We start from the raw sequence: 13582 nt of genomic DNA on the forward strand, positions 1-13582 counted from the left end.
CTGCTGATATTAAATCCAGCAGCCTTTTTTATTTTGTTATTATTTTTATTATAATGAAGCCTGGTTAAATACAGCAAACGGGGAATAATAATTAAAAATATTTTAGTTTACATAATGTTCATTATGAGAAGTTAGGGAAATTAACGGGGGAATACTAATTCAATTTAAGAATGTGTCGTGCCATAGCTTGGCAATACCGGTGCGATAGACGCTACATGGCTGCCTCCAATATTAGTAGATACTACGCGATTTCGATTTGAGGTGGAACTCGATCCGTTAAGCCTACGGTTGCTGAGTCTTTGGCTGCCGCGCTGGTTGTTATGAATACTGCTGCTGGATGCCGATAGCTTTGCGGATTTTTTTGGCAGACCATAGTTTTTACTGAACATGGTACTTAAAGACCAGGCCTTACGAATGTCCTGTTTTTCGTTCCAGGTTCTCTTTTCTGTTATCATATCACGGATGACCTGCAACTCGTTTTTATATTCCTTATAACTGTCTAATCCCTGAATATCTCCCCAGATATCTTCAAACAGCGGTCTAAAGTATTGCTGGTCTCCATTATAGAAAGCCCGATGAGCTTCCAGGTTAACAAAAACGTTTCGGTTCAACCTCTGGTAATTGCTGCTGACGATCTTAGCCAGACATAGTACCGCCATCGTTATTTCCGGTGTAATCAGCCAACTGGCTGGGGTTCTGTATTCAAAACCGCCATAGTCTTTTTCCCGGAACTCAGCTAATTGTCCATATTTATGCCTTCTCCTGACTGCTGTGGTTGGATTTTCGATGAGAAAAATGGGCAACCCCAGGTAATTGTCAAGCGTTCTTAATAAATGGTTGTTTAACTTAAGGTTGCTGAAATGAATATGTCCCCCGATCGAATAGCCTGAAAACGGCTGACTGCCAGCCAGCCACTTAATGTTTTTATAAGGAACCATTTTATTGGCCTGTTCAAGGGCTGACTTAATGTTATTAAACAGAATAAACGGGGAAGTATCTGGTTTAGGTCGTAATTCGGCTATCGGTCTTTGCTGGCGGCTGGGGACGCGAATGTTGTCACAGCCGACCAGGCCATCCCGAGGAAAGAAATCTGAGGAGGGTATCATTTTACTGTTTTTACTGTTGGCAATCATGAATTCGGGATCTGCCCCCAGTTTAATCTCAACCGGTTCTGGCCATCCATCCTGATATTGTCTTTTTATTTCTTCGAGTTTAAGCCATAAAAACTGCCAATCCTTATCACGGATAGAGGGAGAGGTGTCAACTTCGGTAATTTTTATCTTGCGCTGTCCGTTTACAGATACGCCAATCATGGCAAAATCCAGCCCCAACAAGCATAAAGCCCTTTTAGCCAATTCAGCAATTTTAATAATTTTGTTTTCTTCAATATATTTTTTGTTGGCGGTGGTTTTTCCATAGACAATTTGTTGAATAGATATTATGGTTCGATCCCATATTAATACATTATATTGTTTAGTAATCGTATCTGTCAGAGGCAGACTCGCGGAGATTCCGTTTAGAGCCAAGATTCCTTCAATTACGTCTTTGTTTATGCTGTTTATAAAAGCTCGGGCACGATTTATATAATGATTTACGGGATAGATGCCTATTTCTGCCGTAATATCAATATACCTTAAACCCTCCATTTCAAATTCATAACTGCTGACCTGTTCCCATTCGTTTTTAAAATAATTTAGTAACCTGTCTCCGGTAGGATTGGCTTTATAAAGGATATTTAATTTCATAGCGTACCTCATCTGTGCACTATTGTGCAAAGTTGCTTTTAAATATAAAATAATCGTTTAACAGATTTAAATGACGTTGTCGGATATCATCTTCATCAAAACTGGCGGGTTTTGAGTTTGCCTCTATTATCCACATCCTCCCTTCTTTGTCTAAACCAATATCCAGAGATAGTATGGCCAGATTCAGACCCAGATCTTGCTCTAGTACGCGGGGTAGTATCTGAGCAATCGTTTCTAATTGCTTATTGACATTTCTGGATTTTTCACTATCTTTTCCATATAACTCTTGGAGCGTCCCCGCAAAATTACCTTTCGTTCCCCCATTCGGAACATGGGTCACGAATTTTCCCGGTGCGGCAATTCTGACTGCTGCTCCGGTTAGCTGCCATTGGCCCTGACCGTTTTTCTGCACCTGGGCTCTGATGTCGAAAACGTTACCATCGATGCAGTTAAGGTCGATCCCCTGCTGAAGTATATATTTCTCACCCTCGGGGATTCTTAACTGCTTATATAACTGCATGGATGTATGACATTTTAGCCAGCCTGATTTACTGCCCACTCTATAATAAGAATATGATTGGGGTGAATTTACCACAATCTTTATAATTCCCTTCCCCACACTGCTTTCGGTTGGCTTAATGAAAAATTCGGTAAAATTGGCCAGGTAGTAAACCAGTTTTTCCTGGGAATAACGATCAGTCTCCGGTAGCATGATACGGGTTATGGAGTTTGAGTACAGGCTTTTATGTACCTCCCATTTATTTAAAAAACGGGTATTAAAAACGTGAATGGATTTACGGACGGCTTTTTGCAGAAATAACTGCACGTGATTTTCTCGTTCCCGGGAACGGGAGGTGATTCGATTGTATATAATATCGGGCAGCGGAAAACTAGCCCGAACCCATTTGCCTTTACCTTTCTGGCTGGCGATATAGCGATGGCCGTTTATTATCTGCCTGGTAAAGTTCACCCCATCAGCATAAAAAAAATACATTAAAATGTTTCTTTTGGTTGCAGCTTCATTCATTTCCGCCAGGATTCTGCCTTCTTTACCTGTCGGCAAAGAATACCCCTTATCAGTTTTCCTGGCTAGCAAAACCCCTACAACTGGCCCTAACTTTATCGCCGGGCCTGCAACCCGGCAGTAATTTAATTGCAGTTTTTCAAAATGCGATCCCTGGGTAAGCATCTTACCGGTTTTCAATAAGGGGGATAATAATAAAGCCAGCCCAGACGGTATCGTTTCATCGAGCTTAAATTCAGCCTCAATCTGATTCCGGCCTAAAAAAACCTTATGATCCCGTATAGTTAAATCATTATATATATCTTGCGCTACAGCGATCTTAATAGTAGTCTCACCATTACTGCTAATAACGAACACCTCGGGCTGTTTATTGATAATCTATACTATGTGGCAGCCCATAGCAAAGTGCATAAAGAAGAAACGCTCTTGGTATGTCATTATAATACACACCAAGAGCGCTGCTTGTTTCTTGTGTCCCTAGACGTTGAAACGAAAATGGACAATATCCCCGTCTTTTACGATATATTCTTTGCCTTCCAGGCGAAATAGCCCCTTCTCTTTAACGGCATTCATTGAACCCAGTTCCACAAAATCATTATAGTCTACCACTTCAGCCCGGATAAATCCGCGTTCTATATCAGAGTGAATCTTGCCAGCCGCCTTTCGGGCTATCGTATTCTGCTCAATTGTCCAGGCCTTAACTTCATCCTCGCCAACTGTGAAGAAAGAAATTAACCCCAAACGCTGATACATACTGCGGCTTATCTTAATAAGCCCGCTTTCCTTAATCCCCAGAGCATTTAGGAATTCCTCTTTTTCATCTTCTGCGAGTTCAGCAATTTCCTTTTCTATCTCGGCCGCTATTTCCACAACGGGAACACCATACTGGCGGGAATACTCAGCTATCTCCTCTTTTTTAACATAATCTTTATTGACTAGCCCATCATCCGCCAAATTCAGGCATATCAGCATAGGTTTGCTGGTCAGGAATTGATAGCTGCTTAAGAGGTTTTCTTCTTGTTCATCCAACTGCAGAGACGAAATGGGCTTCTCATCTTCCAAGGTTTGCTTAAGACGTTCCATCAAGGCTAGTTCTTTTACCATCTGGTTCTTTTTTTTATTATTTTCAATTCTTTCGATCCGTTTTTCGATCAGATCCAGATCAGCTAAAAGCAGTTCATAGCTAATGGTTTCAATATCGCGCAAGGGATCGATCGAATCATAAATGGAAGGTACCGCGTCGTTTTCAAAAAGCCGCACAACATGTAGAAGTGCATCTGCCTTGCGAACCGCATCTAAAAATACATTGGCACCTTTGTCAGCCCCGGGGATCAAACCGGGGATATCCACTAGCTCCAACTGCGCATAACTGGTCTTTTTAGGTTTATAAAGTGAACTTAAATGGTCTATTCTGGCATCGGGAATTTTGGCTATAGCAGTGTTGGCCTTGCCTTGGCTGTTAGCTTTATCCCTTTGGTTGCTCAGCAGTTCGAATAATGTGGTCTTGCCAACCCCAGGCATACCAATAATTCCTAATTGCATACTGATAATCCACGACCCTTCCCTGAAAATAGTCAGCTTATATTATATCAAAGTATAGTGAAAAGACCAGTTTCTAATTAGTTTACATAATTATTCTTATTGTAAACATTAACGGTAAGCAGTTATATGTTGAGTTCAAGAAAGGTCTTACCGATCTGGGCGGCGCAAGAGGAGTCATCGTAAGAGAAAACGTTGCCAAATGTTTAGTACTCAAACCTCATCTGCTTGGCTTACAATAATTACAGGCTGATCTGCGAGATGGATAGAATCAGAAATATGCCTGTAACCGCGATTCCTAACAAAAGGGTCATATAACCTCCCTGGGTGCTGAATTGATAGAGCCTTTTGGCATTGCCGATGTTAAACAGAAACAGGGCAATCGCTAAAACCAGCAGTAGTATTATAAAGTTGGGGGCATCTGATCCCGGATAAAATATGGCTACATAAAGAACATATCCTGCCAGTAAAAAAACGTTAAGTTTGTAATAAAGTCTAAAGTATCGGTCTTCATGCATATCTTCGCCTTTTTCCTCAACCGGCATGGCATCCATGTCAATAACTTTTATATCCTGGCCTGTTCTTTCAGCAATTACTTCTGCCAGGGATTCATTTTCAGGAGTTATCCCCAGAAATCCTCGCTGGGTTTTAAGATACAGGAATCCATCTTTGGCATGGGTTCCATACATACGCACCGGACCTACCCCTTTTAACTGGAATAATCCAACTATGTAACCGGGCCAAGTAATCGCCAGGAAGGGAAAGAAATTGCCGTGTCCTTTTATTTCGATTACCTCATTAAATTCTTCCCAAGCTATATGTTTTTTGGCGAACCCCCATATTAAAATGAAATGATCATCATTAACCTGATACTTAAGATTAAAAGCACCCAAGATCAGATAGACTTGGACAACCAGCAGCAGGTAGGTTGGTATGTATAAAAGGATTTTAAGCGTTTTGTCGGATTCATCCAAAGAATAGCCTATACCCCAAATGGCAAAGCCATACACCACTACACCGAAAATCAATCCAAACCAAGCTCCCCATGATTTCCTGGCTTTGTAAATCATAATAAACCCTCCATAACTAACCCCCGCTATTCATAATTATAGAAGCCTTGGCCACTCTTTCTTCCGTAATAACCTGCTCTGACCATGGTTGACAAGCAGGTATGAGGACGGTATTTGGTATCTCTGAACTCATTATAAAATACCAGCATAATCGAATACAAGGTATCCAAACCAATAATGTCAGCTAACTTAAGCGGCCCAATTGGCATATTGGCTCCCAGGATCATGGCTTGGTCAATAGTCTCTTTATCAATTCCTTCTCCGTATAACCATACAGCTTCATTTATATATGGAAGTAATATGCGATTGACAATAAATCCAGGGCTTTCTCGATTGAGTAAAACGTGTTCTTTGCCTATTCTTTCAATAAATCCTTGCGTTTTTTTCACGGTGTCGTCCGAAGTTTCCATACCCCGCACCAACTCGACCAGTTTTATGCAGGGTACGGGATTGAAAAAATGTATCCCTATAACTTGGTCGTGCCTTTGAGTAGATGTAGCTATTTCAGTGATGGACAGTGTGGAGGTATTAGTCGCCAGTATGGTATGCGGGGGACAGATATTATCTAACTCAGCAAATATCTGTTTTTTTACCGCCATATTTTCAACAACGGCTTCTATGACCAGATCGGCATCTTTTAGATCTGACAGATCAACTGTACCATAAATCAAACTCAAAATTTCAGATTTTTTTTCAGGTTTAAGCTCGCCGCTTTTAATCAAGCGTTCCAGGTTAAGGTCTATCGTCTTAAGACCATCTTCAACCAGGGGCATCTGCAAATCACGCATTATGACCTTAAAGCCCGCCTGGGCGGCCACCTGGGCAATACCGGCGCCCATTTTACCAGCACCTAATACCGCAATCTTGTTCACTTTATCCACCCCCCAATTATCGGAACCTATGGCTTCATGACTTTACTTTTATAAACAGTCACCGAAGCTCATTCCTAGGGCACGGGCAGTTCCAACCATTTCGCCTTCCGGATCCACCTTGCGCAGTTCTTTTATGGCTTCCAAGATCGGTACAGTTATAATATTTGAACCGGTAAGGCTCACCATACTGCCAAATTTGCCTGCCATTACGGCGTGTACCGCTGCAACCCCATAACGGCTCGATATAATGCGGTCATACGGTATGGGGGATCCACCCCGCTGCAGATGTCCCAAAACGGTAACCCGGGTTTCAATGTTGCTGGCGTTTTCGATATCCTGAGCCAGCTTATTGCCGATCCCTCCCAGGCGTATAGGATCATGGCTGGTGTGATCCATCCTTTGAATCACCATCTCTCCGCCTTTTTCCACAGCGCCCTCGGCAATCACGATGATACTGAATTTTTTATCCTGTTCATAGCGTTGTTGAATTTTCTGGATGACACATTCCAGTCTATAAGGAATTTCCGGTATTAAAATAACATCGGCACCGCCTGATATGCCGGCATGCAAACTGATCCAGCCGGCATACCTGCCCATCACTTCGAGTATCATTACCCGGTGATGAGATTCTGCCGTGGTATGCAAGCGATCAATGGCTTCAGAAGCCGTATCTACAGCCGTGTTAAATCCGAAGGTAACATCCGTGGCACCCAAATCGTTATCAATCGTTTTGGGAACGGCCACGACATTAACCCCTTTATTATAAAATTTCTGGGCGATATGCAGACTGCCGTCTCCGCCTATGACTATTAGGGCATCGATATCAAGATTCCTTAGATTCTCGATCGCTCGATCGGATTGATCTGTATAGGTTTGTTTGCCATCTACCATAGTTAAAAAACGGAAAGGGTCATCACGGTTACTGCTGCCTAATATTGTACCGCCGGTGTGACCTATTCCGGAAACAGATTTCAGATTCAAGTTTACATAATTATTAGTGACCAGTCCTTTAAATCCATCTTGAAAACCCAGTACTTCCAAACCATATTCATTAATGGCTGCTTTGGTCACGGCACGTATTACTGCATTTAGGCCAGGGCAATCTCCCCCGCCGGTCAAGACTCCTATCCTTTTGATTTTTTCCAAAGCAATACCTCCTATATTTTTAACCGAAATAGCAGTTATATCCGGCATCACAGAATGAAAATCAAGGTGGGCTAATCCCCCACCTTTTAATTATAGTATTATCATGTTATTCGGCAAATAACAGCATATCCCTTTAATTATAGTTATGGTTTTTCAATTAAGGTTAATTTAGTAGACTGGTTTTTTCCATTTCTAACTATTTCCACACTGATTGAATCTCCAACCCGTTTGCTCTTTAAATATGTCTGTAATTCATCTGAAGAATTAATTTTTTTGCCGTCCAGTCCTATGATAACATCGTTGGATTGGATGCCTGCCCGTTCAGCCGGGCTGCCGCTAATCACCTTGACTACAATAGCTCCGTAGTTGGGAGCATTTAAATAAGCGGCGGCTTTTTCATCCATGTCTTCAAGCCATACCCCCATATAAGGTCTAACCACTTTGCCTTTATTGATTAAGTCATCAATAACTTCTTTGGCGGTGTTTACGGAAATGGCAAAACCTATTCCCTGGGCGGAAGCATTTACAGCCGTATTTATGCCGATAACCTGTCCGTTGGTATTAAGGAGCGGGCCGCCGCTGTTGCCTGGATTAATGGCAGCATCAGTTTGAATCAGGTTTTTATAGGCTCTGTTTTCTATTTGCACGGGACGTCCCAAGGCACTGATTACGCCTGCGGTTACGGTATGATCTAGCCCATAGGGGTTACCTATGGCTACTACCCATTCACCGGGTCTTATTTTACTTGAATCTCCCAGGCTTAATACAGCCAGATCTTTGGGGGGATCAATTTTTAAAACAGCCAGATCCAGTTCTTGATCTTGTCCTATCACCCGGGCCGGATATTTTTTGCTGTCCCCGATATTTACCTTGATTGAATTAGCGCCCTTAATAACGTGTTGATTCGTTAAGATATAGCCATCTTTACTGATAATAAAGCCGCTACCAATTCCCTGCTCAATGTTGGGCCGAGGCTGGTTATCTCCAAAAAACTGGCGAAAAAAAGGATCATTTAAGTATAGATCTCGATTGTTGTTTACTACTACACTGGTTTCTATATTCACTACTGCGGGACTAACCCGCTCAACCATGTCGGCAATATTCATGGGCCCTACGGTTGTACTGGCTAAGGCAGTGGAACTGCCATGGGTTTTGGGGTTAGTTTCAGCGACCTGCTTATTGTTGTGAAAAATAATCAGTTCACCTACCAGCAAAAGCAGAATTGCCAAAACAATTGCGCCTTTGAATAGCTTGGAACTTCTACTGTCGGTTTGCATTAACTTTCTCCTTCCTAGATTTATAAAGTTTATTACTTTCCATAAATATTAGCACTAGCAGCAAAAGATTTACAAGCTAAAATCCCGGCAGGAGACAAGCTGATATGCACATATATCCTTAATATAGAGATATTTAAAGGTTTTACTCACTTGTGTTAAGTCGTATTATTGAAGCCCGCCAGATAGGCTGCATACTCTAGAGGTCTTTTAAAAGTATTATGCATGATGCGCTGGGACGATTCTGTTACAGTCGTCTTGCGCGGTTTGGAATTTACTTCAATTAACCACAGTTTACCATTATTATCTATGCCAATATCCAAGCCTAGTTCGCCAAACAGTTTTCGGCAGTTCTTTTCCAGGGTACAGGCTACTGTCTCGCACAGCAGTTTAATTTCATTATTTTTTTCCTCAATCAGGCTTTTATTCCGGTGTAATATATGAGTTAGAACCTTTTTACTCTTTTCGGCTCTGCCTCCCCGGCTTAAGTTTGATATACTGCTGCCACGCGCCGCCACCCGTACGAACTTTTTACTGATCATCCAATTTCCGGTGTGGTCTTTTTGATAAATGATACGTAGATCAAAGGCTGAATCATGATATTTGGCTAAATTAATACCTTGCTGAACGATATAGGCCTTTTTTTGGCGCAGAAAATTAGTCCTTTTTAAAAAATCGGTCGGGCTGTCGGCGCTCCCATGGTGTTTTACCCGGCTGTAAACCGTATAACTTATTTTATTGTGGTTGTGACGGTTTATTATTATGATTCCCCGACCCAGGCTTCCGTTGGCCGGTTTTATAAATAGCTGCTGATATTTAGGCAGCATTTTTTCAAGGTTTTCGCGGTTTAGAACCATCGTTTCCGGTAAATACGGTAAGAGTTCTTCATTCATACATAGTAGCTTATAAACCTGCCACTTGTTTAGAAAGGATGGGTTAAAATATTTTAAAAAAGGCAAGTTCATGAGCCGTTCCTTAGTATTCTTTATTAAAACGCGCGCTTCGCTGCTGCGGCTGGGAATACGATCATATACTACATCTGGCAATGGGTAGATTGCAGATTCCCAGATTCCTAAATTATCAGAGGTAGGCTTGTAAAGATAGCCCCGGGTCGTCAACTTATCCCAGTTGATACAATGGGGTGTAAATATAAAAACCTGGGCGGCCATTGTTTTGGCAATCCTGCTTAAATACATGATTTCAGCCAGGGAACTGTTAGGGGCGGCATCGTTGTCCCGTCTGGGCAAGGCATTGGTCAATATGCCGATAGTTGGGCCGATATGCAGATATCCTTCTTCTTTATCAAAACGCAGCTGCAATTTTCTGCCTGGTTTTAAGTGCAGAGCTTTGCTTAAATCAGGAGATACATTAAAATGACCAGGCAGATCTGCTTTGACTATCAGCCTGGTTTGAATCATTCTTGCCCCGGCTCTGATATAAATACTGTCCTGTACCGGCAACATCTTTTTTTCCATAAGTTTTTCCGAGATAGTAACCTTACCGGTCATGTAACATCATCCTCACTGTTTATTTTTCGAATCCAGCTAGATAACGCGCATATTGAATCGGTTTTTTAATTGTAACCAGCCGGGTTTGGTTATCGCCAATCAAAGAAAAAACCCGGCGGGCAGGCTTGAGGTTAGCTTCAATAAACCATGTTCTTCCCTCTTGATCGATACCTATATCAATGCCTAGTTCGCCGATGGGACCATGATGTTTATCCAGAGTTGAAGCTACTTCGAAAGCCAAGTAATCAACTTCTTTGACAATCTTCTCCGTATCGTGGCTAGAAAAATGTTTGTTGAGTAATTTATAAATCTGACAACCACTGCCGCCGCCTGATATATTACTGGTAATTGAACCTACCTTACCGATACGAAATGCCTTGCCACTTATACTCCATTGCCCTTGTCCGTTTTTTTGGATCATAATCCGCATATCGGCTATCCTGCCTTGATGTTTTAGCAGGTTAATACGTTGCTGAACGATAAAGCTCTGCCCTTTCGCTATTCTTTTTAAACTGCGCTCCAACTCTGTCAATCTGTGGGCCGTACCTCGGACCAATTGGTTGTTCAGCTGATACTGATAGTGATATGGGCTGGAGCGGTTACTTTTAACTATCCTTATTATACGGTGGCCTTGCGAACCGGTTACGGGCTTCATATACACAACGTGGTATTTTTTTAGCATGGTTTCCACCTGATTAAAGCTTTTAACCAGCTGGGTTTCCGGCAAATATTTGTGTAAGGTATCGTTTTTTAACATTAGCTTGTATGTTTGCCACTTCCCCAGCCATGGCGGATTAATAAACTTACATCCTGCCCGGCTTAACCCTTTGCGTATTTCTATTTGCTTAACGGGATTTTTGCTTTCGCGAGGGTAGATGACATCAGGCAGTCCGTAGGATACTTTTTTCCAGGTATTATTAACATAGGTATAACCATTAACTCTAGCTCTTTTTAGATTCACATCCTGATAATAGAAACCAAAACAAATGGCCCCCATTTCTCTGGCTTGCTCAATTAATTGACTGATAAAAAAATTCTGCTTGCCAAAAGGGTGCCCTAAATCATCTTGCTTATTTGTCATTATTCCAATTAACGGCCCGATATAGATGGAACCATCGCTAATCTTTAAACTATAGTCCCGCTCCTTTTCCAGACCCAGGTTCTTTATCAGTTGTGGATGCAGGGATAATTTTCGATTCGGAAATGGGTGGGTTTTTACTAAAACCTTCATGGAAATACCCTTTAACCCAACATGCAATAAGATATTTTGATCCTGACGAAAGCCCAACTGATCAGCTAAGTCGGTTGCCATGAGCAGATATTTTGGGGATTGCTTGCTATGGGGAATGATTTTTATCATCAGAGCGTCTGCCATTTTGCTCTCCTGTACTGTAATTTTATATCATATAATATGAATCCGAATAATTCTTTGTTATTCTCATAAGAAAATAGATTATTAATAGACGCTAACGATACGTAACCATAAACGAAGTTCATAAATAGCGACCGGTATGGGAGCAACCGTTGTCCCCGCAGGGGGCAACCTAAATTGCGACCGTCAGGGAGCAAGAGTAGTCCCCGCAGGGGGCAACCTAAATTGCGACCGTCAGGGAGCAAATACTTTTTTTGGGTAGATTGGGCTTGAAATCAGGTAAATATATATATACTATGTATAGGCTGGGAGTGAGCAAAATGATTTTGATAAGTGCATGTCTTTGCGGGGTAAACTGCAAATATAACGGAATGAATAATGCCCATCAGGAGTTTTTAAAACTTCTCAAGCAGGGAGTACTTTTACCGGTTTGCCCTGAACAACTGGGGGGGTTGACTACTCCGCGGGCGGCCAGTGAAATACAAGGCGGTTCAGGAAAAGATGTACTTGCCGGTCAGGCCCAGGTTTTTAACAAGGAAAATGCAGATCTTAGTTCATATTTTATAAAAGGGGCCCAGGAGACTTTGCGGCTGGCTCAGCAGGCAGGGATTACCGAAGCCATAATGCAAAGCCGCAGCCCTTCCTGCGGTTGCGGTAAAATATATGATGGAACTTTTTCTGGCCGTCTGGTGGAGGGAGACGGGGTTACCTCTGCCCTTCTGAAAAAAAGCGGTCTGAAGGTAGTAAACGATGAAGAATTCTTAAGGAATATAGATAAGGAGTGTTAATCCATTGAAAGCTGTTAGCCTTTTTTCAGGCGGCCTCGACTCTCAACTGGCGGTCTGTGTTATTAAGGATCAAGGTATAGAAGTGGTGGGGGTTAATTTTGTGACCCCTTATTTCGGAGCAGATGAACGAACCCGGCAGGCGGCTCAGGATCTTTCTATTGAGTTTTTTACTTTGGATATTGGCAGTGATTACATGAATATTTTAAAAAACCCGATTTATGGGTATGGCAAACATATGAACCCTTGTATCGATTGCCACGGCTATATGTTTAAAAAAGCCGGAGAGTTTATGCATGATATAGGAGCTAATTTCTTGATGTCGGGTGAAGTGCTGGGGCAGCGTCCGATGAGTCAGAATAAATCCGCACTGGCGATTGTCGAGAAATTATCAGCCCATCCTGGCTTGATCGTCAGGCCCCTGTCGGCTCAGTTGCTTGCCCCAACTATACCGGAAACTAATGGATGGATTGACCGCAGCCGCTTGTTGGATATCAGTGGACGCAGCCGGATTCGCCAGATGGAATTAGCTAAACATTATGGTTTGACCGACTACCCCAGCCCAGCAGGAGGTTGTTTATTAACCCAGGAGAGTTTTGGCAGACGACTGCGCAGATTTTTAGATAATCGACCGGATACGGATGCTCAGTCTACGGAGATATTGAAGGTTGGACGTCATTTCTATATTGGTGAGGAGCAATTGCTGGTTGTTGGCAGAAATCATAGTGAGAATGAACGCCTGGAAGGATTAGCCGGTCTGCATGATTACCTGATCAAGGTTTCCGACCGACCTGGCCCGCTGGGACTGCTGCGTCCCCTTCATGAGGAAGATCCGCCGGAACTGGAGCTGGCAGCCAGAATTGTAGCCCGTTACAGTGATGCACGCTGTGAAGCAACCGCCCGGCTTAAGATAAGTCAGGCGGTCAGGGATGACTTTATATACCTGGAAACAGTTCCTTTAAAACCAGAAGAGGTGCCAGCCAGTATATGAGCAGAGATCATGGCTGACAAGGCCGAATACAAAGGAGTAGTAACCTGTCACGGTCGCAGGAAACAGCCACCCATGAAAATGGTGGTTATACGGATGGGGAAGCTTTAGCTTCCCAGCGGAAGCTAAAGCTTCCGCTACGGCTATTTCGGGTTAGATTGCCGGGTTTTTGAGCATATGCGACTATGCTGCCCGCAGATAGCGTATTATTAATTATAGATAAAATCACCCTACAGGTTCTACTGACTTCCAAACGGCC

General features: G+C 42.5%; 11 protein-coding genes. 2 read left to right on the forward strand and 9 right to left on the reverse strand.

Annotation, left to right across the window (positions count from 1 at the left end; translation table 11 throughout):
* Positions 1–164 precede the first annotated feature (164 nt).
* From AAV90_RS00075 to AAV90_RS00115, 9 genes are all read right to left on the reverse strand, one after another.
* Positions 165–1745: a putative amidoligase domain-containing protein gene (locus AAV90_RS00075; protein ID WP_046494533.1), complete on the reverse strand. Its 1581-nt coding sequence runs from the start codon at positions 1743–1745 to the stop codon at positions 165–167.
* Positions 1746–1764: 19 nt separating this feature from the next.
* Positions 1765–3126 carry a YheC/YheD family endospore coat-associated protein gene (locus AAV90_RS00080; protein ID WP_046494535.1) on the reverse strand — a complete coding sequence of 454 codons (1362 nt, stop codon included), beginning with the start codon at positions 3124–3126 and terminating at the stop codon, positions 1765–1767.
* Between the two features lie 120 nt (positions 3127–3246).
* Positions 3247–4311 (reverse strand): redox-regulated ATPase YchF, encoded by a 1065-nt coding sequence (gene ychF, locus AAV90_RS00085; protein ID WP_046494538.1) that lies wholly within the window; start codon positions 4309–4311, stop codon positions 3247–3249.
* 239 nt (positions 4312–4550) lie between these two features.
* The gene (locus AAV90_RS00090) at positions 4551–5378 is read right to left on the reverse strand and encodes a PH domain-containing protein (RefSeq protein WP_046494539.1); all 828 of its coding nucleotides are present in this window, start codon (positions 5376–5378) and stop codon (positions 4551–4553) included.
* A gap of 26 nt (positions 5379–5404) precedes the next feature.
* Entirely contained in the window at positions 5405–6250 is an 846-nt protein-coding gene (locus AAV90_RS00095) for a 3-hydroxyacyl-CoA dehydrogenase NAD-binding domain-containing protein (protein ID WP_046494541.1), read from the reverse strand.
* A 48-nt stretch (positions 6251–6298) separates the two neighbouring features.
* A complete protein-coding gene (locus tag AAV90_RS00100; RefSeq protein ID WP_046494683.1) occupies positions 6299–7387 on the reverse strand; it encodes a 6-phosphofructokinase in 1089 nt (362 codons plus the stop codon).
* A 152-nt stretch (positions 7388–7539) separates the two neighbouring features.
* Positions 7540–8673 carry a S1C family serine protease gene (locus AAV90_RS00105; RefSeq protein ID WP_046494542.1) on the reverse strand — a complete coding sequence of 378 codons (1134 nt, stop codon included), beginning with the start codon at positions 8671–8673 and terminating at the stop codon, positions 7540–7542.
* A gap of 155 nt (positions 8674–8828) precedes the next feature.
* Positions 8829–10178, reverse strand: coding sequence for a YheC/YheD family endospore coat-associated protein (locus AAV90_RS00110; RefSeq protein ID WP_046494544.1), 1350 nt, complete (start codon positions 10176–10178; stop codon positions 8829–8831).
* A gap of 19 nt (positions 10179–10197) precedes the next feature.
* A complete protein-coding gene (locus AAV90_RS00115; protein WP_046494546.1) occupies positions 10198–11553 on the reverse strand; it encodes a YheC/YheD family endospore coat-associated protein in 1356 nt (451 codons plus the stop codon).
* A gap of 317 nt (positions 11554–11870) precedes the next feature.
* Here AAV90_RS00115 and AAV90_RS00120 point away from each other — a divergent pair, with 317 nt between their 5' ends.
* On the forward strand, positions 11871–12338 hold the full coding sequence (locus tag AAV90_RS00120; protein ID WP_046494548.1) for a 2-thiouracil desulfurase family protein: 468 nt from the start codon (positions 11871–11873) through the stop codon (positions 12336–12338).
* A 4-nt stretch (positions 12339–12342) separates the two neighbouring features.
* Entirely contained in the window at positions 12343–13326 is a 984-nt protein-coding gene (locus AAV90_RS00125; RefSeq protein WP_046494550.1) for a DUF814 domain-containing protein, read from the forward strand.
* The last annotated feature ends 256 nt before the right edge of the window (positions 13327–13582 follow it).

The sequence above is a fragment of the Syntrophomonas zehnderi OL-4 genome (assembly GCF_000983115.1).
In the GTDB taxonomy this organism is placed as follows: Bacteria; Bacillota; Syntrophomonadia; order Syntrophomonadales; family Syntrophomonadaceae; genus Syntrophomonas_B; species Syntrophomonas_B zehnderi.

Excerpts from the sequence above, each read along its gene's own strand:
- AAV90_RS00075 (WP_046494533.1), bottom strand. The coding sequence starts at position 1,745 with ATGAAATTAAATATCCTTTATAAAGCCAATCCTACCGGAGACAGGTTA.
- ychF (WP_046494538.1), bottom strand. The coding sequence starts at position 4,311 with ATGCAATTAGGAATTATTGGTATGCCTGGGGTTGGCAAGACCACATTA.
- AAV90_RS00090 (WP_046494539.1), bottom strand. The coding sequence starts at position 5,378 with ATGATTTACAAAGCCAGGAAATCATGGGGAGCTTGGTTTGGATTGATT.
- AAV90_RS00105 (WP_046494542.1), bottom strand. The coding sequence starts at position 8,673 with ATGCAAACCGACAGTAGAAGTTCCAAGCTATTCAAAGGCGCAATTGTT.
- AAV90_RS00110 (WP_046494544.1), bottom strand. The coding sequence starts at position 10,178 with ATGACCGGTAAGGTTACTATCTCGGAAAAACTTATGGAAAAAAAGATG.
- AAV90_RS00115 (WP_046494546.1), bottom strand. The coding sequence starts at position 11,553 with ATGGCAGACGCTCTGATGATAAAAATCATTCCCCATAGCAAGCAATCC.
- AAV90_RS00120 (WP_046494548.1), top strand. The coding sequence starts at position 11,871 with ATGATTTTGATAAGTGCATGTCTTTGCGGGGTAAACTGCAAATATAAC.